This is a genomic window from Microbacterium sp. AC132 (assembly GCF_979258525.1).
In genome coordinates this window covers 2,820,672-2,845,054 of record NZ_OZ409862.1, presented here as the reverse complement: position 1 = coordinate 2,845,054, position 24,383 = coordinate 2,820,672, and the positions used below count along the sequence as shown (strand labels likewise).

Genomic DNA, 24,383 nt, shown 5'->3' with positions numbered 1-24,383 from the left:
GGAATGTCTCGAAGCTTCGTTCGAATGTCGGTGGTCCGTGATCCACTCGGAGACATGACAGCACTGCTCGACGCGACGGACACGCAGATCGCGAATCTCGCCGATCTCGTCGCCGCGTTGCAAGTCGCGGAGGCGACATTGAGCAGCATGAGCGCGGCGCGCGACGGGCTGCTGGCGATCGCCGGTCGGCTCGCGGTCGACATCGCGAAGCAGGGGGATCACCCGGACCGGGGAGACCATTCGATCAGGACCATCGCGGCCGAGATCGGAGCCGTGCAGCATGTCAGCGATCGCACCATCGAGCGCCGGATGGCGGCGGCGGAGCTGCTGGTCGATCGGTTCCCCGCCGTCTGGGCCGCACAGGGAGCGGGGCGGATCAGCGCCGCGCACTCCCGTGTCATTGTCGACGCAGGTTCGGGCCTCGAGTCGCCCGATCACCGCGAGGCATATTCCGCGGTGATCCTTCCGCTGGCGGAGGTGGAATCGCCGAACCGACTGCGCGCACTGGCGCGCCGTGTGGCCGAGCGCTTCGCTCCGACGACAGTGTCGGAGCGGCATCGTCGCGCCAGATCTCAGCGGCGAGTCTGGGCGACGAATGGCGAAGACGGGATGGCAACGCTGCACACGCACGCGCCTGCCGCGCTCGTCCACGGCATGTTCGACCGTCTCTCGCAGATGGCGCACGCACTGCGCGTCGAGAACCTTCGCGCGAAGCGGCGGGCGGCTCGCGACGGCGATGAGTTCGAGGCGGATGATCGGACGGTCGACGAGATCCGCGCCGACCTGCTCGCCGACCTCGTGCTCAGCGGCCAGCCGACCGGGCACGACAGCGAAGACGGACTGCTGGCGGCCATCAGTGCGCGCATCGAGATCACCGTTCCGGTGACGACCCTGATGGACGACGATGCGCACGAGGGGTCGGGTGCTCCGGATACCGAGGCGGCGCCGCCCGCCGAGATCGACGGCGTGATTCCGATCGACGTCGATACCGCGCGCCGGATGGCCGGGCAGACGAAGGGATGGGAGCGGGTGCTGACGCATCCGATCACCGGTCGCGTCCTCGCCGTCGACCGATACCGACCGAGCCGTCACCTACGCCGGCACCTACGGGCAAGAGATCACCGATGTCGATTCCCGGCGTGCGGAGTGGCGGCGCGGAAATGCGACCTCGACCACAACCATGCTGCCTCGACGGGTGGCGCGACCTGCGAATCCAATCTGGCATCGTTCTGTCGCCGACATCACGTTCTGAAACATCACACACCATGGCACGTCGAGCAGAAGCCCGGCGGGGTCATGGAGTGGACGAGTCCCATCGGGCGGACGTACATCGACACTCCCCCTGCACCGAACACGGTGACCTTCACCGAATCGGATGCCGTGCGCGCGCCGTTCTGAGCGGAGACGTTCGCGCTGGCGCGGACCTGTGGAGAAACTCGACGCGACCCTGGCCGATTTCACTACGGTGGCGCGGTGACTCCTCCTCCATTGCGCCCCTTGTCCGTTCTTGCGATTCGTCACGGCAGAGGCGGTGGTGCGGCAGTTCCACGGTTGGGCGCGCGCATAGTTGCTGTCGCCGTAGTGGCGTTGGGGGTTGGCGCTCTCGCGGGATGCACCACTGAACCCGAGCCCGCCCCTACGCCCACCGCGGCCTTCGCCAACGAGGAGGAGGCGTTCGCTGCAGCGGAGGCTGTGTACCGGGCGTATAACGAGGCGGGTAATGCCAGGAATCGGGGCGAGGCCGAGCCCGACCCGCAGGAGTTTCTTGAAGGAGTGGCGCTCGAGAATGACATCGACGCGCAGAACTCGTTCCGCGAGTGGGGACTAAGTGCCGATGGAGAGGCTAGCGTCGCTCTGTTTCTCGGCACTAACGCGGATGTCGACGGCCGCATCGCGGACGTGACGGGCTACGTATGCATCGACGTGTCCGAGCTCCGCGTCCTGAACACAGATGGCGTGGATGTCACCCCGGCAGGTCGCGGCGATGTTGTTTCTCAACTCGTCCAGTTCACGGGGGACCGTGCGAGTCTCAGAATCAGTCTCGAGAGCTCGGCAGACGAGAACTCATGTTGAGCAAGATCGCCATTGGGGCGTTGGCTCTAGGCCTGCTCATCCCGCTCCCGCTGAGCGCAGAAGGCGCGTCAACGGGCTGCGCCAGCACTGCAGAGAAAATGGGACTCTGCGGCTCGACGGATGGTTCCTCCCTCACCATTTCCGGCACCCAGCAGCAGCCGAGCACTGATCCCGGCACCGACTCGAATTGGAGTGATGGCGGTCCGGGCGACGGCACGGGTCCGGGTGAACCGTCGGGACCGAGCCAGGAGGCGATCGACCTCGCGGCATGCATGGACGACTCGGGCACCACGCGCTGTGCGCCGCGTCCGAACCGGCCCGCTGCCCCGGCCTCCGCTCCGTCGACGCCCGGCGCGCCGACGATCACCATCTCTGACCTGGCGCGATTCGCACCGGCATCAGTCCGTGCGACCGCCGAACCCGGCAACGTCGGGATCGCCGGGATGCCGACGAACTTCACGGCCGCAGCATCCACGCAGATCCAAGACGGCGAGCTGTTCGGCGTGCCACTGCGCGTGCGGTTTGTCCCGGCCGGATACGACTACACGTACGGCGACGGCAGCTCCGCGACCGTGACCACGCCGGGTCAGACGTGGGAGGCGCTCGGTCAGGCGCAGTTCACGCCGACCCCGACCAGCCACGTCTACCGCGAACCCGGCGTGTACCCGGCCCGCGTGGACATCCGATTCACCGCGCAGGTGGACCTCGGCGGCGGATGGATCGACATTCCCGGGCAGCTCACGACCAGCGGCGCCACGCAGGAGATCCGCATCCTCGTGGCCCGCACCGCGCTCGTCGCCCACACCTGCCACGAGAACCCGGCCGGCGTCGGCTGCTGAAGAACGCACCACAGCAGCACGCCAACAAGAAAGAGCCCCCGGCCCCGAAGGTCCGAGCAGCCCTCTTCTGCCAGATGGCTGATCGCTTTCTCGTACGACTCGACGATCTCAAGGAGGCTCGGCCTTCCGAGAGCGACTTCGCCTACGGCGCTCTGCTCCTCCAGAGGCAGCCGCCGACCGATCCCCTCCGGCTTAAACTAGACAGGTGCCATGGAGTCGCCGGGTGTTCTCGCTCTCACTAGCCGACCGCAAGGCAAAGCTGGTGCAGTCGAGAAGGCGACCCGGTCGCTTCGAGCTCAGCGTGGATGGAATTGCGCAGTCCGTCGTCTCGATGACCGAGCCGACCGACCTCGAGTACAGCTACACCCAACACATCGCCCGCGCAATGGATGCCGCCGCCGAGCCTGGTGCGCCGCTGTTCACCGTGCATCTGGGGGCCGGAGCACTCACGCTGGCACGCTACGTCCAGGCGACGCGCGCCGGATCACCTCAGCTGGTGGTGGAGTTCGAACCCGCGCTCTACGCCGCCGTCATCGACGCGCTGCCATTGCCTCCCGGCTCCGACATACGAGTCATCTTCGGCGACGCTCGGACGGTCGCGGACGCGGCGCTTCCGAATGAGAAGCCATCGCCGGGGCAGTCATCTCCGTCCCCCGGACTCGACGACGCAGCGAGTGATCCCACCGCAATCGACACCGATTGGGTGGAGGCGTGCTTCACCGTCGTCGATCTCTGGGATGCCGCCGTCATCCGGCATCGTGTGGCGAGCCAGGAGTTCTATCGCCGGGTCGCCGCGCGCTCCGCAGCAGCCGGCGTGGTCGCCGTGAACCTGCTCGACGGGCATCCGTTCGAATACTCACGACGACAGGCCGCGACCCTGAGCACCGTGTTCGATCACGTCGCTGTCGTGCTCGACGCAGAGCCGGAAGATGCGGAAGGGCCACTCGGCAACGTCGTCATTTTCGCGAGCGACGAGCCGCTGGACAAGGTCACCGCCTCCGTTCTGCTCGACACACCGCGGCCTCATCTCCTCCGCGATGGCCCTCTGACGTCGTGGATCGCTGAAGCGCGCATCATGACAGATGCCGACGGCACAGACTCTCCCGATCCCGACGACCCCGTCTGGGGCTAGCGCCGTGTGCGGACGTCCTCCGACAGGACGTCCGCTTCCGGCCAGCGGCTCTCCGCGCGCGGTGTGAAAAGTCGACCCGACATGGCGAAGAGCCGCCCGGACCCGAAGGTCCGGACGGCTCGTCTGCGGTGAGTGCGATGTCGCTTACTGGTACGACTTCACGATCTCGAGGAGGCTCGGCACGTTGGCGTACGCCTCAGCAGCGTTCTCCTTGGTGACGATGATCGGGTCGAGCAGGTACGCCGGAACGACCTTGGCGCCGTTGTCGTACGACTCCTCGTCGTTGACATCGACGGTCTCGCCCTTCTGCAGCTGGCCGACCATCTTGATCGACTGCTCGACGAGCAGTGCGGTGTCCTTGTTGATCGTGGAGTACTGGATGCCCTCCATGATCGACTTCACCGACTCGACCTCGGAGTCCTGACCCGTGACGACCGGAACCGGCTTGCCGGCCTGCTGCACCGAGGTGATGATGGCGCGAGCAAGGGTGTCGTTCGGCGACAGCACGCCGTCGACCACGGTGTCACCGCTGTACGACGAGGTGAGCAGCGTGTCCATTCGGTTCTGCGCGTTCTCCGGAAGCCATCCCTCGGTCGCGGTCTGCGCGATCTCGGTCTGCTTCGACACGACCACCAGGTTGCCGTTGTCGATCTCCGGCTGGAGCACGTCCATGGCGCCGTCGAAGAAGACCTTCGAGTTGGCGTCATCCGGCGAGCCGGAGAAGAGCTCGATGTTGTACGGAGCCTCGTGGCCCGCACGCTCGGCGAGACCGTCGAGCAGGGCCTGGCCCTGCAGCTGGCCGACCTTGAAGTTGTCGAACGCGACGTAGTAGTCGACTGCCTCGGTGTTCTCGATGAGACGGTCGTACGCGATCACGTATGCGCCGGCATCCTTGGCCGCCTGCACCTGGGTGGCGAGCTGCTTGCCATCCTTCGCGCCGATGATGATGACCTTTGCACCGTTGGTGACCATGGCCTGGATCTGGTTCTGCTGCTCGGCGACCGTGTTGCTCGCCGGAGCGTACTGCACGTCTGCCTTGAAGCCGGCCTCTTCCAGGCCGTCCGTGAAGAGCTGACCCGCGAGGACCCAGTTCTCACTGGTCTTGTCGGGAAGGGCGACACCGATCGAGGAGTCGGCGGCGAAGCCTGCTTCGGCCTCTTCGCCGGATCCCGTGTCGGTTCCGCCGCCGCGCTCACCGGAGCAGCCCGTGAGTGCGAAGGCAGCCGTCGCGACGAGCGCTGTCGCTGTGACGATGATCTTCTTCATGTGATCTCTTTCTGTGTGATGTGACGGATTCTGCGTGCGAGCACTGCGCGGAGAGTCCGCTTACTCGGCCCTCGTCTTGTCGACGGGAGGGGCTTGGTAAGTCCTATTGGGCTCGAAGGTCGCGGTGGCCTCCGGGTCGCTCCTGCGGCCCGACCGGCGGGTCAGGAGACCGATGAGCGACGGACGGCCCTGCTGCTTGTTCCAGACGTCGATGCCGACCGCGAGCAGCAGCACGAGGCCCTTGATCATCGAGACGACGTCGGCACCCTGGCCGAGCAGAGCGAGACCGTTGTTGAGGAACGCCATGACCAGACCACCGATGATCGAGCCGATCACGGTACCGATACCACCGGCGACCGCAGCACCACCGATGAACACCGACGCGATCGCGTCGAGCTCCCAGCCGGTGCCGTCGTTCGGTCCGGATGCCTGCGAACGGGCGACGAAGATCATGCCGGCGAGTGCGGCCATCATCGACATGTTCATCATGACGAAGAAGTCGACCCAGCGGTCCTTCACGCCGGAGAGGCGTGCGGCCTGGCGGTTGCCACCCACGGCGTAGATGTGGCGACCGAAGACGGTGTTCCGCGTGATGAACGAGTAGATGATCACGAGGGCGAGCAGGATCAGACCCGGAACCGGGAAGCTCGTGCCCGGGCGACCCGTCGCGAACATCCACGCAGCGGCGAGCACGACGACCGAGAGCAGCACGACCTTGACGACGCTGACCCAGAGGGGCGCACTGTCGGAGCCCATCTTGTGCTGCTGGCGACGGGTGCGGATCTCCCAGAAGACCAGCCACGCCACCGCGACCAGCGCGAGGATCATGGTCGGCACGTTGAAGTCCAGCGGGAGCCCGACCTCAGGAAGGTAGCCGGTGCCGATCACCTGGAAGCCCTTGGGCACCGGGATCGTCTGAGCGTCACCGATCCACTGCTGCGCGCCACGGAAGAAGAGCATGCCAGCGAGCGTCACGATGAACGCGGGCACCCCGACGTAGGCGACCCAGAACCCCTGCCAGGCGCCCACCAGGGCACCGACGCCGAGGCCGAGCAGGATCGCCAGCGGCCAAGGGAGGTTCCAGTCGGCCATCGACTTCGCGACGATGATGCCGGTGAAGGCCGCCACGGAGCCGACCGACAGGTCGATGTGCCCCATGATGATGACCATCACCATGCCGATCGCGAGGATCAGGATGAACGAGTACTGGTTGATGACGTTGATCAGGTTGCCCGACGTCAGCGTCGCGCCGTTCGGTCCGTTGCGCAGCAGCGTCAGCACCTCGAAGAGGACGATGATGACGATGAGGCTGCCCAGGATGCCGAACTGGCGCAGTGACGAGGTGCCGTTGCTTCCGAACATCTTGCGGATGTCGCCGAAGTGGAAGCCGCGCTTCGTTGTCGTGAGGTCGGTGGTCATGCGGATGCTTTCTGAGTCGCGGAGGTCATGCTGCGCATGAGAGCCTCGGGTGTCGCCTGGTCGGCCGGGATGCAGTCGGTGACCCGACCTTCGAAGACTGTGTAGATGCGGTCGGAGATGCCGAGCAGCTCGGGCAGCTCGCTGGAGATGACGATGACGCCCTTGCCCTGGGAGGCGAGCTCGTTGATGATCGCGTAGATCTCGTACTTCGCGCCGACGTCGATGCCGCGCGTGGGCTCATCGAGGATCAGCAGGTCGGGGTCGGTGAACATCCACCGGGCCAGCACGACCTTCTGCTGGTTTCCTCCCGAGAGCTTGCCGACGCCCTCTTCGACGCTGGGCGTCTTGATGCGCAGGGCCTTGCGGTAGCGCTCGGCGACCGAGTACTCCTCGCGCTCGTCGACGACGCCGCGCTTCGAGATCTTCGACAGCTTCGCCGCCACGACAGACCGCTTGATGGTGTCGAGCAGGTTGAGCCCCAGCACCTTGCGGTCCTCGCTGACGTACGCGAGTCCGTGCTTGATCGCCGAGGAGACGTCGGGGATGGTGATCTCCTGGCCGTCCTTGACGATCTGTCCGCCGAGGAACGTGCCGTAGGAGCGACCGAAGATGCTCATCATGAACTCGGTGCGGCCCGCGCCCATCAGACCGGCGATGCCGACGACCTCGCCACGACGCACGTTGAGGTTCGACCCCTTGACGACCATCCGCTCGGACACGGTCGGGTGCTGCACCCACCAGTCCTTGACCTCGAAGAACACGTCGCCGATCTCGGGGGTGCGGTCGGGGTAGCGGCTCTCGAGCGAGCGGCCGACCATGCCGCGGATGATGCGGTCCTCGTTGATCTCGCCGCGCGAGATGTCGAGCGTCTCGACCGTGCGACCGTCGCGGATGATCGTGATCTCGTCGGCGATCTGCTCGATCTCGTTGAGCTTGTGGCTGATCATGATCGACGCGATGCCCTTGGCCTTCAGACCCAGGATCAGGTCGAGGAGGTGCTGCGAGTCGTTCTCGTTCAGTGCCGCGGTGGGCTCGTCGAGGATGAGGAGCTTGACGTCCTTGTTGAGGGCCTTCGCGATCTCGATCAGCTGCTGCTTTCCGACACCGAGCGTCTTGATGGCGACGTCGGGGTCTTCGCGCAGGCCGACGCGGGCCAGCAGCTCGACCGTGCGCTGACGCTGGGCGCGCCAGTCGATCGCGCCGAAGTGGCGGATCTCGTTGCCGAGGAAGATGTTCTCGGTGATCGAGAGCTCAGGGATCAGCGCGAGCTCCTGGTGGATGATCGCGATCCCGGCCTGCTCGCTCGCCGCGATGTCGCGGTAGCGCTGCTCCTCGCCGTAGAGCAGGATCTCCCCCTCGTACGTGCCGTAGGGGTACACGCCGGAGAGGACCTTCATCAGGGTCGACTTCCCGGCGCCGTTCTCGCCGCAGATCGCATGGATCTCTCCGGCCCGGACGGTGATGGACACGTCGGACAGCGCCTTGACACCCGGGAACTCCTTGGTGATGCTGCGCATCTCCAGGATGGGGCCTGACACGACCGGCAACGTTGCTGTGGTGCTCACAAGATCTTCCTCGCGACGGGCGGTCACCTTCGATGTGACCGTTCACATTGGATTACATAGTCTACGCTCGCTGAGACGGTGTCAAGACCACTCGCGAAAATGTGGCCTTATCGAGGCGCGGACGATTCCCGCGTTCGAAGGGTCGTCTGCAGGGGCCCGAACTGCGGCACCTGCTCACCACGGATCTGCGCGAGCAGGATGCGCACGGCGCGGCGACCCAGCTCGGGGAAGTCCTGATGCACCGTGCTCAGCGTCGGTGCGACATGCGCCGCGACCGGGATGTCGTCGAACCCGACGACGCTCACGTCCTCGGGCACGCGGATGCCGGCATCCCTGAACCCGTGCAGCAGCCCGATCGCCATCTGGTCGTTCGCGACGAACACGGCCGTGAAGTCACGCCGTCGGGCGAGCTCCTGCCCCGCGAAATAGCCGAAGTCGGCCGTCCAGTCTCCGCGGATCGGCGGGAAGGTGGGCAGATCGGCCTCCCGCAGAGCATCGAGGTATCCGCGCATGCGCGACTCGGCCTCGATCCAGTCCTGCGGCCCGGCGATGTGGATGATGTCGCTGTGCCCGAGCCCGATCAGATGCTCGGTGGCGGTGCGCGCGCCCGCGACCTGGTCGGCCGACAGGGTCACCCCGTCGGAGCCGGAGGCCGTCTGCAGCGAGACGAACGGCATCTCGACCGCCATGCCCTTCAGCACATGGAACGCCCGGACCTGCGGGGCGAGCACCACGATGCCGTCGACCTGCTCGCGCGCCAGCTGCCGCAGGGCGTTGCCGATCGCCTCGGGGGTCGTGGCCGAGAGGTTCAGGGTCGAGACCGAGTACCCCTCCTCGCGAGCGGCGTCCTCGATGCCGACGATCGACGACGTCGGTCCGAACTCCCCCACCGTGGCCGAGAGGATGCCGAGCATGTTGGACTTGCTCGTCACGAGCGCCCGCGCCGCGAGATTGGGGCGGTAGTCCAGCACGGCGATGGCGTCGAGGACCTTGGCCTTCGTCTCGGGACGGATGCTGGGGTGGTCGTTCAGCACCCGCGACACGGTCTGGTGCGACACCCCCGCGAGTCTCGCGACGTCGCGGATGCTCGGCATCCGGGCACGCTCGGAGGCAGTCGACATCACAGACCTCCTTGTATGTGCACGGTCACATCGTCTCTTCATTATGTATGCCAGGCGCGCGGAGCGCACCTCGCCGAGGCGAGGATGCGGGCGGGCCGGGTCAGGCGAGGATGCGCGCGCCGGGCACCGGCCCGTGCACGTGCAGCGACTCGAGTCCGTGCTCACGCAGCAGCGACTGGACCTCCTGCGCACCCTCGGGGCTCGCGCAGAGGAGAGCGACGGTGGGTCCCGAACCCGACACGATGCCCTGCAGAGCGCCGGCGTGGATGCCGCGCAGGATCGTGGTCTCCAGCTCGGGCCGCTCGTACAGGGCGGCCTCCTGCAGGTCGTTGTAGATGCTCTCGGACAGCAGCTCGGGATCGCCGGAACGCAGCGCCTGCAGCACGGGAGCCGGCACCTCGAGCGACAGCGGCGGATCGTCGGCGAGGGAGCCCTCAGCGTCTCGCAGCGCATCGAGTCGCGCATACACGACGGGCGTGGACAGCCCGTCATCGCTCGGGACGAGCACCCAGTCGAACCGCCCCCTCGCCAGCGCGGGATTCAGCTGATCTCCTCGGCCGGTTCCGACGGCGGTGCCGCCGTGCAACGCGAACGGGACGTCCGCGCCGAGGCGGGCGGCCAGCTCATGCAGGCGGGCGGTCGAGAACCCGGTGCCCCACAGCGCGTCGCACGCGACGAGAGCGGCCGCGGCATCCGCCGACCCGCCGCCCATGCCTCCGGCGACAGGCACGCTTTTGCGGATCTCCAGCGCCACCCCGCCGTCGTACTCGGCCGCGGTCGCGAGCAGCTTGGCGGCGCGCATCGCGAGGTTGCGATCGTCCAGCGGCACGGTGTCGGGGTCGTCGACGCCCGAGACGGTGATCGAGAAGTCGTCGGCGTGCCGGGCGATCACGTCCTCATAGAGCGAGACCGCCTGGAACACCGTGGCCAGCGCGTGATACCCGTCGTCGTGGCGGCCGCCCACACCGAGATAGACGTTGATCTTGCCGGGCGCGCGGACGTGCACGGAGTCGACGGGGGCGGCGAAGCTCATGTCGGTGTTCCCGTCACAGCTCCGTCGACGTCGCCCACAGGTCGACGTCGATGGCACCGGCCGCCTCGTCGATGCGGCCGAGCTCGTCGTCGGTGAATGCCGGACCGTTGACGGCGGCGATGTTCTCGTCGAGCTGCTCGGGACGCGATGCCCCGACCAGCGCAGAGGCGACGACCGGGTTGCGCAGCGTCCATTGGATCGCCATCTGCGCCAGGGACTGCCCGCGCTGCTCGGCGATGGCGTTGAGCGAGCGGAGGGTCTGCACGGCGGCATCCGACAGCGGCGCATCCGGCAGCGAACCGCGCTTCTGCGCACGGGCGGCCGTGCCGTCGCCGAGGTACTTGTCGGTGAGGAGCCCCTGCGCGAGAGGTGTGAACGCGATCGCGCCGACGCCGGACTGCTCGAGGGTGTCGGTGAGGCCGTCTTCGACCCAGCGGTTGAGGATCGAGTAGGCGGGCTGGTGGATGACGAGCGGGGTGCCGAGGTCGGTGGCGACGGCGACGGCCTCGGCGGTGCGCTCGGCGCTGTACGACGAGATGCCGACGTAGAGGGCCTTGCCCTGGCGCACGAGCGTGTCGAGCGCCCCGATGGTCTCGGCGACCGGCGTCACGGGATCGGCGCGGTGCGAGTAGAAGATGTCGACGTGGTCGAGGCCCATGCGGGTCAACGACTGCTCGGCGCTCGCGAGGATGTACTTGCGGCTGCCGAAGTCGCCGTACGGACCCGGCCACATGTCCCAGCCCGCCTTCGACGAGATGATCAGCTCGTCGCGGTAGGGGCGGAAGTCCTCGGCGAAGATGCGACCGAAGTTCTTCTCGGCCGAGCCGTAGGGCGGGCCGTAGTTGTTCGCGAGATCGAAGTGCGTGATGCCGCGGTCGAAGGCGTGACGCAGCAGCGCGCGCTGGTTGTCGAGCGGGATGTTGTCGCCGAAGTTCCACCACAGGCCCAGCGAGATGGGCGGCAGGAACAGCCCCGAGGTGCCGACCTGGCGGTACTCGAACTGCTGGTAGCGGCTCTCATCGGCGGCGTACGGCCGGTGGAGCTCAGGGACGTTCGGACGGAAGCGGGGGGACTCGGTCACCGTGCCAGATTAGCCGGTGACGGCGGCGTCTTCGATCTGCGCGACATGCTGAGCGACACGATGGTAGTCCTCGACCGTGAGATCCTCCCCGCGAGCGGTGGGGGCGACTCCGGCCGAGATCAGCACTTCGGATGCCGCGGCGGAGCTGCCGAAGAGTCCGGACAGCGCCTGACGCAGCATCTTGCGTCGCTGGTTGAAGGCGGCATCCACGATCTGGAACGTGCGACGGCGCTCGTCCTCGGGGCCGCGCTCGCCCTCCGACCGGTCGAACCCGACGAGCAGGCTGTCGACGTTCGGGACCGGCCAGAAGACCTGACGGGAGACCGTGCCCGAGAGCTTCCATTCGCCGTACCAGGCGGCCTTGACGCTCGGCGAACCGTAGATCTTCGACCCGGGCTTCGCGGCGAGACGCTCGGCGACCTCGGCCTGCACCATCACGACGCCGCGCTTCAGGTAGGAGAAGTTCTCGAGGAAGTGCAGCAGCACGGGGACCGAGACGTTGTAGGGCAGGTTCGCGACGAGCACGGTCGGCTCGCCCGGCAGCTCCGTGATGCGCAGCGCGTCGGCATCGACGACCATGAGCATGTCGGCGGGAACGCCGTGCTCCTCGGCGGTCTGGGCGAGCCGGGCGGCGAGCCGGTGATCGATCTCGACAGCGGTGACGGATGCGCCGGCCTCGAGGATCGCGAGGGTGAGGGAGCCGAGCCCCGGGCCCACCTCGACGACCCGCTCCCCCGGCTGGACGCGGGCGGCGTGCACGATCTTGCGCACGGTGTTCGCGTCGACGACGAAGTTCTGTCCGAGCTTCTTGGTCGGGGTGACGTCGAGCTCAGCGGCGAGGCGGCGGATCTCGGTGGCGCCGAGCAGGGTGACTGTCATTGCTCCATTGTCCCCCACCCCCGCCGGTGTCCGAGCCGCCCAGTAGTCTGCTGTGATGCCCTCCCTCGGTGAACTGATCGCACCACGGCGCATGGGCAGGGATTTCCGCTGGCTGCTCGCGTCATCGTGGACGAGCAACGTCGGAGACGGCGTCGCCCTCGCGGCCGCTCCCCTGCTCATCGCGTCGATGACGTCGTCGCCCATCCTCGTCGCGGCCGGGGCGATCCTGCAGTTCCTCCCGTGGCTGCTGTTCGGGCTGCACGCCGGAGCCATCGCCGACCGGTTCGACCGTCGGCGCCTCGTGATGTTCGCCAACGCGGCACGGGCCGTGGTGCTCGCGGGGCTCTGCGCGTTCCTGCTCACCGGCACCGCGAACATCTGGATCGTGCTCGCCGTGGCCTTCCTCTACGGCACGGCGGAGGTCTTCGTCGACACCGCCGGCAGCACGCTGCTGCCGATGCTCGTGAAGCCGGCCGACCTCGGCATCGGCAACGCGCGGCTGCAGGCCGGGTATCTGGTCGCGAACCAGTTCGCCGGGCCGCCGCTCGGCGCGTTCCTCTTCGCCGCCGGCGCGGCGTGGCCGTTCCTGCTCGAGATCCTCTGCGTCCTCCTCGCGGTCGTGCTGATCTCGCGCATGGCCCGCACCCCCGTGCCGCCCCGGTCAACGGGAGACGGCGTGAAGTCGCACGTGCACACCGACATCGGCGAGGGACTCCGCTGGCTGTGGCAGAACCCGCCGGTGCGGATGCTGGTGCTGATCATCCTCGTCTTCAACGTCACCTGGGCGGCCCCGTGGGGCGTGCTCGTGCTCTATGCCACGGAGTATCTGAACATGGGCGCGGTCGGCTACGGCGCCTTGACGACCGCCTCGGCGGCCGGAGGAATCCTCGCCACCCTCTGCTTCGGCTGGCTCGAACGCCACGTGTCGTTCGCGACGCTGATGCGCGTCGTCCTCTCGCTCGAGGTGCTGATGCACCTCGCGTTCGCACTCACCACCGCGGGCTGGGTGGCGCTCGTGATCATGTTCGTGTTCGGCGCCTACGCGTTCGTGTGGGGCACGATCTCGACGACCGTCCGTCAGCGTCTGGTCCCCGCCGAGCTGCAGGGCCGCGTGGCCTCGGTCAACATGGTCGGCGTGTTCGGCGGAATGGTCATCGGCCAGGCCCTCGGCGGGGTGATCGCCCAGGTCTGGGGTCTCACGGCTCCGTGGTGGTTCGCCTTCGTGGGCGCCGCGCTGACCCTTGTCCTGGTCTGGAAGCCGATCTCGCAGATCGTCAGTGCCGCACCGGCGGATCAGTCGGTGAACGAGCCGTAGACCCGCAGGGTGTTCGCGGCGAGTCGGGTCGACAGCTCGTCGACCTCGATGCCGAGCTCCGCCGCCATGAACCGCACCGTGATCGGCACGAGATAGGGGGCGTTCGGACGACCGCGCAGCGGCGTCGGGGTGAGGAACGGCGCATCGGTCTCGACGAGGATGCGGTCCAGGGGCGTCACCTTCAGCGCGTCGCGCAGGTTCTGCGCGTTCTTGAACGTGACGTTGCCGGCGAAGGACAGGTGGTAACCCGCATCCGCGCAGATCCTCGCCATCGCATCGTCGCCGGAGAAGCAGTGGAAGACCGTCCGCTCGGGCGCCCCGACGCGACTCAGCGTCTCGAGCACCGCGTCATGCGCGTCACGGTCGTGGATCTGCATCGCGATGCCGTGCTTCTTCGCCAGCGCGATGTGCGCCTCGAACGACTCGAACTGCGGCGCTCGGCGCTCGGGCTCGGTGCGGAAGAAGTCGAGACCCGTCTCGCCGATCGCCCGCGTTCGCGGGTGCGCCGCGAGCTCGTCGATCACCGCGATGGCCTCATCGAGACGACCCTCCTCGGCGTAGGCGGGCGCATCATTCGGGTGGATCGCGACAGCCGCGAGCACGCGCGGGTCCGACTCGGCGGCCTCGACCGCCCACCGGGACGACTCGATGTCACCCGATGCCTGCACCACCCCGGCGATGCCCACGGCCGCCGCACGATCGAGCTGCTCGGTCAACGAGAGCGGCTCATCGCCGTCGAGGATCTCGAGATGCGCGTGATTGTCGTAGACGGGCACGGCAAGGGGCTCCGGAGCCGCGGGGTACCGGAGATCCTTGCGTCCGTCGCCGTCTCGCTGCTGCACGTACGTCATGCTCAGGCGGTGGACTCCACGCGCGGGAACAGCGGGGTGAGACCGTTGACGCTGGTGCCGGGACGCAGCACGCCCCAGGCTCCGGCCTCGCGGATCGGCTGGTCCTGCAGACGTCCGAGGCTCTCTGCGGCGCCGAGGGCGACCCAGAGCTTCTCCGTCGACTGCGGCATCACGGGCGAGAGCAGCACGGCGAGCGCGCGAAGTCCCTCGGCGCACGTGTAGAGAACGGTGCCGAGACGGCCGCGCTGAGCCTCGTCGCGTGCCAGCGCCCACGGCTCGTTCTCCGTGATGTAGCCGTTGAGAGCGTCGACGATCGTCCAGATCGACGAGATGGCCTCGTCGATGCGGAACTGCTCGATCGCGGCATCCGCGTTCGAGGCGGCATCCGCGACGATCCTCTGGATCTCGAGATCCTTCTCGGTGTAGTCGGCGGGCGGCGGCACGATGCCCTCGAAGTACTTCTCGATCATCGCCGTGGTGCGCGAGGCGAGGTTGCCGAAGCCGTTGGCGAGCTCCGCCTGGTAGCGGGCCGAGAGGTCCTCCCACGAGAACGAGCCGTCCTGGCCGAACGCGATCGCCGAGAGGAAGTAGTAGCGGTAGGCGTCGGATCCGAAGACGTCGGTGATCTCGGTCGGCGCGATGCCGGTGAGCTTCGACTTCGACATCTTCTCGCCGCCGACGAGCAGCCAGCCGTGCGCGAACACGCCCTTGGGCACATCGAGCCCTGCGGCCATCAGCAGAGCCGGCCAGATCACCGCGTGGAAGCGCAGGATGTCTTTTCCGACCACGTGATACGCGGGCCAGCGGCGGTCGAAGGTCTCCTGATCGGAGCCGTAGCCGACGGCGGTGGCGTAGTTGAGCAGCGCATCGACCCAGACGTAGATGACGTGCGACTCGTCCCACGGCAGCGGGATGCCCCAGTCGAACGTCGAGCGCGAGATCGAGAGGTCCTTGAGACCCTGACTGACGAAGGAGACGACCTCGTTGCGCGCCGAATCGGGGCGCACGAAGTCGGGCTGGGTCTTGTAGAGCTCGAGCAGACGGTCCTGGAACTCGCTCAGCTTGAAGAAGTAGTTCTTCTCCTGCAGCAGCTCGAGCGGCTTCGAGTGGATGGCGCAGACCTTGAGGCCCTCGAACGGACCGGTGCCGTCGACGATCTCGGACTCGGGTTTGAACTCCTCACAGCCCACGCAGTACAGCGCCTCGTACTCGCCCGCATAGATGTAGCCACGGTCGTAGAGACGCTGGAAGAACGTCTGCACGTTGGTCTCGTGGCGCTCCTGCGTCGTGCGGATGAAGTCGTCGTTCGCGACGTCGAGCGTCTCGAGCAGGGGGAACCACGCCTCGGTGACGAGCTTGTCGACCCACTCCTGCGGAGTGACGTTGTTCGCGGCCGCGGCACGGAGCATCTTCTGGCCGTGCTCGTCGGTGCCCGTCAGCATCCAGGTGTCATCGCCGCCCTGCCGGTGCCAGCGCGCGAGCGCGTCGACCGCCACCGAGGTGTACCCGTGACCGATGTGGGGCACGTCGGAGGGGTAGTAGATGGGCGTGGTGATGTAGAACGATTCGCCTGCGGGCATGGGGACAATTCTAGGTGGGATGCAGGGGGTCGTTACGCTCAGGCGACAGACACCTCGATGCGGTGCCACCCCTGGGCGCCGTCGGGCACGACATCGGCCGGATCCGAGGTCTGCGTCTCCCCGTCGGCGCTGATCGCGCGACACTCGATCGTGTGCGCTCCACTCTCGGCCGCCCAGTCGAGACGCCACTGCACCCAGGTGTCGTCGGAGATCGCGGCGCCGAGCTCGGCGCGACGCCACTCACCGTCGTCGATCCGCACCTCCACACCCTCGACGCCCACGTGCTGCTGCCACGCCATGCCCGCGATGACGGCGTCGCCGGCCTCGATCCTGGTCCCCCGCCGGGGCACGTCGATGCGCGACTGCAGCTTCACCGGTCCGCGCTCCGACCATCCGCGGTCGGTCCAGTAGGCGGTCGTGCGGTCGAACCGGGTGACCTCGAGGTCCGTCACCCATTTGGTCGCCGACACATAGCCGTAGAGGCCCGGCACCACCATGCGCACCGGGAAGCCGTGTTCGAGAGGCAGCGCATCGCCGTTCATGCCGACCGCGAGCAGGGCATCGCGCTCGTCGGTGAGCGCCTCGATCGGCGTCGAGGCCGTGAACCCGTCGGATGAGGTCGACAGCACCATGTCGGCGTCGGGATCGACTCCCGCTCTCGCGAGCAGATCGCGCACCGGATGCCCGAGCCAGAGGGCGTTGCCGATCAGGTCCCCGCCGACCTGGTTCGACACGCAGGCGAGGGTGACGTGCGACTCCTGCATCGGCAGCGCGACCAGTTCGTCCCACGTGATCACGATCTCGCGATCGACCATCCCGTGGATGCGCAGCGACCAGTCGGCCGGGTCGATGCGCGGCACGATCAGTGCGGTGTCGATGCGGTAGAAGTCGGCGTTGGGGGTCACGACAGGAGCCAGGCCGGGGATGTCGAGCTCTGCACCGGCCGGCACCATCGGCGCGGGGGCGGCAGCCTTCGGCAGCCGCAACGTCGAGCGGATCGCCTCGATCGACCTCGTCGCGCCGCGGGCTGCGCCGCCGATGACGAGCGCCACGACGCCGGTCGCGGCGACGCCGGCGGTCCACAGCAGGAACTGGCGGCGTTCCTCATGCTCGGCGCGGAGATAGGGGATCGGATGCACCTTGCGCATGAGCAGCCGCAGCGCGACGACCGCGGTCGCGCCGGCGACGAGACCGGGGAGCCAGGCGAAGGGGCCCGCGCCCGGACGGATCATCGCGGCCACCAGCGCCAGCACGCCGAGAGCGGCGAGGATCGCGGATCCCACGCCCGCGCGGCGGGATTCCAGGATGCCGGCGAGCGCGGCGACCCCGACGAGGACCACCGCTATCCCGGTGATCAGCGCCACCTTGTCGCCGGTGCCGAACAGTGCGATCGCCGCATCCTTCGCCCAGCTGGGGGCGAGATCGATGAGACCGCTGCCGATCACGGCGAAGGGGCTCGCGCTCGGCTCGACGATCGCTGCGACCAGCTCTGCCAGGCCGACCGCGACGACGGCCGCGCTCAAGCCGGCGGCCGCCGATCGAAGCCTGTCTCCGCGCCTCGCGCGGACTGCGTGGGTCATGATCAGAGCGTAACCCCGGGGCTGGGCCCCGGGGTCGTGCGGCTCAGAGCCCGTTGCGACGTGCGACCTCTCCGAGCCAGGCGAGCGAGGGCTTCGGCGAACGCTCGAACGTCTCGTGATCGAAGCCGATCAGGCCGAAGGTCGGGCGGAATCCGCTCGCCCACTCGTAGTTGTCGAGTGCGCTCCAGTGCTGGTAGGCCTTGACCTCGATGCCGTCGGAGATGGCACGGTGGAGTCCCTCGAGAGCGCCCTGGGTATAGGCGATGCGCCGCGTGTCGTCGCCGGTCGCGATGCCGTTCTCCGTGACGAGCACCGGCACGCCGCCGCTGCGCTCCCACGCGCTGCGCACGCCCATCTCGAGTGCCTCGGGGAAGAACTCCCAGCCGGTGAGCGTGGTCTCGACGTCGTCGGCGACCGGACGCGGACCCTCGGGGCCGATGAAGGTGCGGGTGTAGGCCTGCACGCCGACGAAGTCGTCACCAGCCGACTGGTCGAGGTACCAGTGGTCGCGGGGGTCGCCGTACTCGGCCAGCATCTCGTCCGCCCCCGGCTCACCGGTGGAGTGGAAGGCCTGCGTCGCGATCGTCCATCCGGCCTGCACGCCCGAGACGGAATGCAGGATCTCGGAGGCCCGGTGGTGCGCGTCGAGCAGCGTGTCCGCGACGGCGAGGTCGGGGTTCGGCAGTCCGAAGGCGACGAGGTTCGAGGCATCCTCTCCCCCGGCGAGCATCGCCGCGATGTTCGGCTCGTTGATCGTGCAGACGTAGGTCACGCCCTCGAGGATCGGCAGCACGGTCTCGACGTAGCGGGAGAACAGGTCGACCGCGTCGTCCGCACGCCAGAAGCCGTCCTTCTGGAACCACTGCGGCACCGTGAAGTGCATCAGCGTCACCGTCGGGTCCAGACCGTTCTCCCGGGCCGTGTCGATCATGCGGCGGTAGTGATCCAGCATCGCCCGCGACACGAAGCCGCGCTCGGGCTCGATGCGCGCCCACTCCATCGAGAAGCGGTACGAGTTCAGACCGGCATCCGCCAGCAGCCGCATGTCCTCCGGGTACCGGTGGAAGTGGTCGGCGGCATCGCCCGAGGGCTCCACCATCGTCGAGCCCGGAGCATGCTCCATGGCCCACCAGTTGCTGGTCGTGTTGTTCCCCTCCACCTGATGGGCTGCGGTCGCAGCGCCCCAGAGAAAGCCGTCAGGGAATGTGAGCACGAGTGCTCCTCTCTATTTCGAGATTCGGGATGGGTTGGGCACGGCGTCGAGCAGCTGCACCGTGTACGGGTCCTCCGGATGCTGGAGGACCTGAGAGGTCTCACCGCGCTCGACGACGCGACCGCCGTTGAGCACGAGGATGTTCTCGGTGACGAGCCGCGCGCTGAGCAGGTCGTGCGTGATGTAGAGCATGCTGATGCCCCACCTCTCGCGCAGGTCTTCGAGCAGCGCGAGCACTCCGGCACGCAGCGACACGTCGAGCATCGACACCGGCTCGTCGGCGATCAGCACCTGCGGATCGCTCGCGAGCGCCCGGGCGATGACCACGCGCTGACGCTGACCGCCTGAGAGCTGATGCGGCAGCTTGGCCGCGAACTGCTCGACAGGTGTCAGGCCCACGGTCTCGAGGAGCTCGAGCACGCGGGCTCTCGCCTCGTCACCGCGCAACGGCGTGTAGTTGCGGATCGGTCGGCTCAGCGCGTACTCCACCGTGTGCAGCGGGTTGAGCGCGGCATACGGATCCTGGAACACCATCTGCACGTCCTTGCGCAGGTCGCGCAGGCCCGCACGGCGCAGGGCCGCGACGTCGACATCGCCGAAGCGCACCGTGCCCTCGGTCGGCTTCTCGACACCGGTGATCAGCTTCGCGATCGTCGACTTGCCCGAACCGGAGGCGCCGACGAGTGCCAGGGCCTCGCCGGGTTCGAGTCGGAACGACACATCGTCGACCGCGGTGACGGGCTGCTCGCCCCGACGCGGAGCCGGATACCGCTTCGACACGCCCTCGACCACGATCGCGGCGTCCGCCCGGCGCGTGTCGCGCTGCGACACGGTGGGCAGGGTCTCGGTCAGGTCGGTGCGTGAGCGCCCCTCGCGACGGCGCGTGCCGAGGTCGACGAACCCGGGGATCGAGATCGACTCGGCCCGAGGATCGGCGTAGTGGCTCAGCAGCATCCGCGTGTACTCGTCCTGAGGACGCTGCAGGATGTCGAGGCTCGGCGCGTCTTCGACGATCCGACCCTCATGCATGACCATCACCCGATCGGTCGCCTCGAGCACGATGCCCAGGTCGTGGCTGATGAGGATCGCGGTGAAGTGCTCGGTGCGCTGGAGATCCTTGATGGTGTCCATGACGGCGTGCTGCACGAGCACGTCGAGCGCCGTGGTCGGCTCATCGAACACCATCAGCTGCGGCTCGAGCGACAGTGCCAGCGCGATCGAGGTGCGCTGCCGCATGCCGCCCGAGAGCTCGCTCGGGTATCTGGCGAGCACTGCGGGGTCGAGACCGACCTTGCCGATCAGCTCGCGCGCCCTCGCATCCCGATCGCCGCGGGCCACGTGTCCGTGCGCGGCGAAGATGTCGCGGAAGTGGTTGCCGATCGTGCGCACCGGGTTCAGCGCGTTCATGCCCGACTGCAGCACCATCGCGAACCCGCCCTGGCGCTGACGGCGCAGCTCCTCGGCGTCGAGCTCGCGGATGTCGCGCCCGTCGAACAGGATGCGCCCGCCGCTGATGCGCGCCGGCGGCTTCTGGAGCCGTGTCAGCGCGAAGCCGAGCGTCGACTTGCCCGAGCCGGACTCGCCGACGAGACCGACGAACTCGCCGCGACGCAGCGTGAATGAGACGTCCTCGACGGCGGTGACCGGCGTGGTGCCGGGCGAGGCGTAGTCGACCGACAGGCCCTGGACATCGAGCAGCACGTCATCCGTGGGGATGTTCGCTTCCATGGCGCTCATCGGCCCTTCCCCTCTCGCAGGCGCGGATTGGAGATCCCATCCACGCCGAAGTTGATCAGTGTCAGGCTCAGGGCGAGCAGGGCGATGCAGAGACCAGGGGCGAACAGCAGCAGCCACTGCCCGGTGAGCAGCGAGTTGGAGTTCTGCGCCCAGTAGAGCATGGTGCCCCAGCTGACGATGCTCGAGTCGCCGAGCCCGAGGAACTCGAGGCCCGCCTCTGCGAGGATCGCCGCGGTCGCCGCTCCGAAGAGCGTGCCCGCGATGATCGAGGTCATGTTCGGCAGGATCTCGCGGAACACGATGCGCGCCCTGCTGTCACCCGAGAACTGCGCCGAGGTGACGAAGTCGTTGCCTCGCAGCGACTGCGTCTGGCTGCGCAGCACGCGCGCACCCCAGGCCCAGCCGGTGACGACGATCACCGCGATGATCATCAGGATGCCGCCGTTCTGCAGGTACGCGGCGATCACGATCATCAGCGGCAGACCGGGGATCACCAGGAAGAGGTTGACGATGAAGCCGACCACCTCGCCCAGGAATCCGCGCATGTAGCCCCAGCTGAGCCCGATCAGCACGGCGACGATCGTCGAGAGGATGCCGGCGGCCATGCCGACCAGGAGGCTGATCTGCGAGCCGTAGATCAGCTGACTCAGGACGTCTTCGCCGGCGGCGGTGGTGCCGAGCCAGTGCGCGGCCGACGCGTCGGCGTTGCGCTCGAAGGTGTTCTCCTTCGGTCCGTACGGGGCGAGCAGCGGAGCGAACACCGCCACCAGCACGAACAGACCGAGGATGATGAGGCCCAGACGGGCCTTGCCGTTGGACCAGAGGGTGCCCACCATCCGGGCGGACGAGCGCCACGGGCTGGGAGCCGCGATCCGGTCGGAGGGAACCTTGACATTCATGGTGGAGGTCATCGGCGGGTCCTTGGATCCAGCACGCCGTACAGGATGTCGACGAGGAAGTTGGCGACGAGCACGCTGACGGTGATCATCAGGAAGAGCGCCTGCATGAGCGGGTAGTCCTGCCCGATCACGGCGTTGAAGAGGAGGTATCCGATGCCGGGATAGCCGAACACCTGCTCCACGAGGATCGATCCGCCGACCACGCCGCCGAGCGTGAGCCCGAAGCCGGTGAGGTTCGGCAGGATCGCGTTTCGTGCGGCATAGCGGAGGGCGATGGTGCGACCTTGCAGGCCGTTCGCCTCGGCGAACGTCACGTAGTCGTCACCCAGGGTGTTGATCATCGCGTTGCGCATGCCGATGATCCATCCGCCGAGAGAGGTCAACAGGATCGTGACCGCCGGGAGGATCGCATGCTGCACGAGATCGATGAAGAAGTCCCAGGTGAAGCCCGGCGTGGTCGTCGCCGAATACGCGCCGGTGGTGGGGAACCAGTGCAGCACGTACCCGAAGAAGAACAGCAGCAGCAGCGCTGTCCAGAAGTACGGGAAGGTGCTGAGGAAGGAGCCGGTCAGCGTCGGCAGCGAGTCCAGCCACGTGCCGCGGCGCCAGGCGGCGGCGGTGCCGATCAGGGTGCCGATCACGAACGCGAGGATCGTGACGATGCCGACGAGGCCGATCGTGTACGGCAGCGCGGTCGAGACCATGCTCGACACGGTCTGCGGATAGAACGTGTACGAGACGCCGAAGTCGAGTCGTGCCACCTGGCCGAGGTAGGCCACGTACTGGTCCCAGATCGAGCCGGTCGGCACGCCGAGCTGGGCCTCGATCGCGGCTCGCGTCGCATCGGACACCGGGCCGTTCTGCGAGAGCTTGGCGATCGCGGCGTCGGCCGGCGAGCCGGGCATGAGGCGCGGAAGGAAGAAGTTCAGCGTGATGGCGGCCCACAGCGTGAGCACGAACAGGCCGATCTTCTGGAGGACGTACTTCATCGGTCATCCTCCTTCACGCGCTCGAGCCGGGTGAAGATGCCGAGCGGTGCCGAGTCGTAGTTCTGCGGAATCATGTACGGGTCGTCCTCTGTGGGCCATCCGGTGAACTTGGAATCGTTGAACAGGCCCCAGATGCCGCCGTAGTAGAGGCCGATGACCGGCATCTCCTCGTAGACGATGGCCTGCAGCTCCTTCACGATCTCTGTCTGGCGCGCGGGGTCGACGGTCTCGCGGTACTCCTTGAGCAGCGCGTCGGCTTCGTCCGAGCGGTACCGCTCGAAGTTGTTGGCGGTGGGTTCGCCGGACCCGGAGGGCACGTAGAACTCGCTCGAGAGCAGGTTGTTGTACGCCTGGTAGACGTCGCCGTTGCCCATACCGCCGATCGCCATCTCGAAGTCGCCGTTGCTGATGGCGCTCTGGTAGCCGGCCGGCTGAGGGAGCTTGAGCGTCACCTTGACGCCGACCTTCGCCAGCTGGCTCTGCACGGTCTGCGCCGCGCGGGTCCAGTCGGAGAAGCCGTTGGCCGTGGTCAACGCGAACTCGAGCTGCTTTCCGTCGGCCCCCACGAGCCGGTCGCCGTCGAGCGTGTATCCCGCCTCGGCGAACGCGGCGAGTGCGGCATCCGTGTCCTGGGTGATCATGCCCCCATCGGGGATGCTCGGGTCGAGGAACTCCTCCTGATTGGGAAGGACGAGCCCGGTCTGCCCTGCGGGCTCCATGTAGCCCTCGGAGGCGGTCTCGGCGATCTCCTCGCGGTCGAGCGAGAGGGCGATGCCGCGGCGCACGTTCACGTCGTCGAACGGCGCGACCTCGAGGTTCGGCATCAGCGCGATCACGCCTCCCGGCGGGAACCACCAGTCGTTGTTCTCACTGGCCGCACCCCACGTGCCCTCGACGTCGGAGATGAACGAGTACGCCCAGTCGTAGCCGCGGGTGACGGTGTCGAGCTGCGAGTTCGTCGACGGCAGGATGATGTGCTCGATCTCGATCTTGTCGGCCTGCCAGTAGTCGGGGTTCTTGTCCATCGAGTACTGCTGGTCGTTGTAGTTGCCCAGCACGAACGGGCCGGTGCCGACCGGGTTCTCATTGCGGTACGTGCCCGGGTCCTTCACGTCCGACCAGAGGTGCTCCGGCACGATCATGGTCTGGCCGAGGATCGGCAGCGAGGGCGCGTCATCGGTCTGCAGGTGCATGATGACGTCGTCGCCGTCGACCTCGACGGTCTCGAGGTGCTGCCAGGCGCCCTTGATGTCGAGGGAGGGGTTGTCCTTCAGCAGCTGGAACGTGAACGCCACGTCGTCGGGCGTCAGCTTCTCGCCGTCGCTCCACTCGACGTCATCGCGGATCGTCATCACGACCGTCCGGGCATCGGGCTGCGACCATTCGCTCGCGAGCCACGGGTTCTCGGTTCCGTCGAGCGGATTCACCAGGATCAGGGGCTCATAGATCCACCGCGACGCGGTGCGCGTGTTGGTGAGGTACGGGTTGAAGTTCCGCGTGAAGAACGGGTTCCCCTTGTCCGCGTTGATGAGCATCGTGTCGTCGCCGATCGATGGATCGGGCTGCGAACTGATCTGGATGCTGCAACCGCTGAGCACGACGGCCGCTGCCGCCAGTCCCACGATCGCGGCTCTCCGCCAGCGCCGGAGCATGTGCGTCTTCGCCACACTGCCACCTCATGTCGTCTGTGTCATGAAGGGGGTCCCACGGGTCGGGGCACCCCGCGGCCGAAGCCGCATCAGCAATTGTAAGCGCATACATTTGACCGCTGCAACCCCCTCGCATGACTCCGAGAGCCCCCACTCCCCTGC

At 67.5% G+C, this 24,383-nt stretch carries 20 protein-coding genes; 5 read left to right on the top strand and 15 right to left on the bottom strand.

The genetic code is table 11. The features are described 5' to 3' along the window. The first annotated feature begins 54 nt into the window (after positions 1-54). From ACZZZQ_RS13650 to ACZZZQ_RS13635, 4 genes are all read left to right on the top strand, one after another. Positions 55-1,398, top strand: a complete 1,344-nt coding sequence (locus tag ACZZZQ_RS13650) for an HNH endonuclease signature motif containing protein (RefSeq protein ID WP_463507759.1) — start codon at positions 55-57, stop codon at positions 1,396-1,398. A 99-nt stretch (positions 1,399-1,497) separates the two neighbouring features. Beyond that, on the top strand, positions 1,498-2,073 hold the full coding sequence (locus ACZZZQ_RS13645) for a hypothetical protein (RefSeq protein WP_463507758.1): 576 nt from the start codon (positions 1,498-1,500) through the stop codon (positions 2,071-2,073). Between the two features lie 272 nt (positions 2,074-2,345). Further along, positions 2,346-2,912 carry a hypothetical protein gene (locus ACZZZQ_RS13640; protein WP_463507757.1) on the top strand — a complete coding sequence of 189 codons (567 nt, stop codon included), beginning with the start codon at positions 2,346-2,348 and terminating at the stop codon, positions 2,910-2,912. 301 nt (positions 2,913-3,213) lie between these two features. Then, entirely contained in the window at positions 3,214-4,044 is an 831-nt protein-coding gene (locus tag ACZZZQ_RS13635; protein ID WP_463507756.1) for a polyamine aminopropyltransferase, read from the top strand. A gap of 144 nt (positions 4,045-4,188) precedes the next feature. On the opposite strand, the gene ACZZZQ_RS13630 is transcribed toward ACZZZQ_RS13635, so the two are convergent. The 7 genes from ACZZZQ_RS13630 to rsmA form a co-directional block, all read right to left on the bottom strand. Next, the gene (locus ACZZZQ_RS13630) at positions 4,189-5,310 is read right to left on the bottom strand and encodes a substrate-binding domain-containing protein (protein WP_053097082.1); all 1,122 of its coding nucleotides are present in this window, start codon (positions 5,308-5,310) and stop codon (positions 4,189-4,191) included. Between the two features lie 60 nt (positions 5,311-5,370). Beyond that, positions 5,371-6,729 carry a multiple monosaccharide ABC transporter permease gene (gene mmsB, locus ACZZZQ_RS13625; RefSeq protein WP_053097084.1) on the bottom strand — a complete coding sequence of 453 codons (1,359 nt, stop codon included), beginning with the start codon at positions 6,727-6,729 and terminating at the stop codon, positions 5,371-5,373. Further along, a complete protein-coding gene (mmsA, locus tag ACZZZQ_RS13620; RefSeq protein WP_222839478.1) occupies positions 6,726-8,246 on the bottom strand; it encodes a multiple monosaccharide ABC transporter ATP-binding protein in 1,521 nt (506 codons plus the stop codon). Before mmsA ends, mmsB begins: the two co-directional genes overlap by 4 nt. Before the next feature lie 155 nt (positions 8,247-8,401). Next, complete coding sequence (locus ACZZZQ_RS13615) at positions 8,402-9,415, bottom strand: LacI family DNA-binding transcriptional regulator (protein WP_053097086.1); 1,014 nt, start codon at positions 9,413-9,415, stop codon at positions 8,402-8,404. Between the two features lie 100 nt (positions 9,416-9,515). Further along, positions 9,516-10,448: a 4-(cytidine 5'-diphospho)-2-C-methyl-D-erythritol kinase gene (locus tag ACZZZQ_RS13610; RefSeq protein ID WP_053097087.1), complete on the bottom strand. Its 933-nt coding sequence runs from the start codon at positions 10,446-10,448 to the stop codon at positions 9,516-9,518. 13 nt (positions 10,449-10,461) lie between these two features. Continuing rightward, positions 10,462-11,529: an L-glyceraldehyde 3-phosphate reductase gene (mgrA, locus tag ACZZZQ_RS13605; RefSeq protein WP_072591554.1), complete on the bottom strand. Its 1,068-nt coding sequence runs from the start codon at positions 11,527-11,529 to the stop codon at positions 10,462-10,464. Between the two features lie 9 nt (positions 11,530-11,538). Next, positions 11,539-12,408, bottom strand: coding sequence for a 16S rRNA (adenine(1518)-N(6)/adenine(1519)-N(6))-dimethyltransferase RsmA (gene rsmA / locus ACZZZQ_RS13600; RefSeq protein WP_463507755.1), 870 nt, complete (start codon positions 12,406-12,408; stop codon positions 11,539-11,541). Positions 12,409-12,463: 55 nt separating this feature from the next. Between rsmA and ACZZZQ_RS13595 the strand changes: the two genes are divergently transcribed. Beyond that, a complete protein-coding gene (locus ACZZZQ_RS13595) occupies positions 12,464-13,723 on the top strand; it encodes an MFS transporter (protein WP_187250514.1) in 1,260 nt (419 codons plus the stop codon). Here the strand turns inward: ACZZZQ_RS13595 and ACZZZQ_RS13590 are convergent. The 8 genes from ACZZZQ_RS13590 to ACZZZQ_RS13555 are packed head-to-tail and all read right to left on the bottom strand — an operon-like array spanning position 13,702 to position 24,239. Further along, the gene (locus tag ACZZZQ_RS13590; RefSeq protein WP_295102096.1) at positions 13,702-14,574 is read right to left on the bottom strand and encodes a TatD family hydrolase; all 873 of its coding nucleotides are present in this window, start codon (positions 14,572-14,574) and stop codon (positions 13,702-13,704) included. The genes ACZZZQ_RS13595 and ACZZZQ_RS13590 overlap by 22 nt on opposite strands. 2 nt (positions 14,575-14,576) lie before the next feature. Continuing rightward, entirely contained in the window at positions 14,577-16,154 is a 1,578-nt protein-coding gene (metG, locus tag ACZZZQ_RS13585; RefSeq protein WP_187250516.1) for a methionine--tRNA ligase, read from the bottom strand. Between the two features lie 38 nt (positions 16,155-16,192). Continuing rightward, positions 16,193-17,734: a molybdopterin-dependent oxidoreductase gene (locus ACZZZQ_RS13580; protein ID WP_447647911.1), complete on the bottom strand. Its 1,542-nt coding sequence runs from the start codon at positions 17,732-17,734 to the stop codon at positions 16,193-16,195. Positions 17,735-17,777: 43 nt separating this feature from the next. Continuing rightward, the gene (locus ACZZZQ_RS13575) at positions 17,778-18,947 is read right to left on the bottom strand and encodes a glycoside hydrolase family 1 protein (RefSeq protein ID WP_053097102.1); all 1,170 of its coding nucleotides are present in this window, start codon (positions 18,945-18,947) and stop codon (positions 17,778-17,780) included. Between the two features lie 12 nt (positions 18,948-18,959). After that, positions 18,960-20,684 carry an ABC transporter ATP-binding protein gene (locus ACZZZQ_RS13570; RefSeq protein WP_463507754.1) on the bottom strand — a complete coding sequence of 575 codons (1,725 nt, stop codon included), beginning with the start codon at positions 20,682-20,684 and terminating at the stop codon, positions 18,960-18,962. Next, positions 20,681-21,595, bottom strand: a complete 915-nt coding sequence (locus tag ACZZZQ_RS13565) for an ABC transporter permease (protein ID WP_463507753.1) — start codon at positions 21,593-21,595, stop codon at positions 20,681-20,683. Before ACZZZQ_RS13565 ends, ACZZZQ_RS13570 begins: the two co-directional genes overlap by 4 nt. Further along, on the bottom strand, positions 21,592-22,572 hold the full coding sequence (locus ACZZZQ_RS13560; protein ID WP_463507752.1) for an ABC transporter permease: 981 nt from the start codon (positions 22,570-22,572) through the stop codon (positions 21,592-21,594). The genes ACZZZQ_RS13565 and ACZZZQ_RS13560 overlap by 4 nt, the downstream gene beginning before the upstream one ends. Then, positions 22,569-24,239, bottom strand: a complete 1,671-nt coding sequence (locus ACZZZQ_RS13555; RefSeq protein ID WP_463507751.1) for an ABC transporter substrate-binding protein — start codon at positions 24,237-24,239, stop codon at positions 22,569-22,571. Before ACZZZQ_RS13555 ends, ACZZZQ_RS13560 begins: the two co-directional genes overlap by 4 nt. Positions 24,240-24,383: the final 144 nt, after the last annotated feature.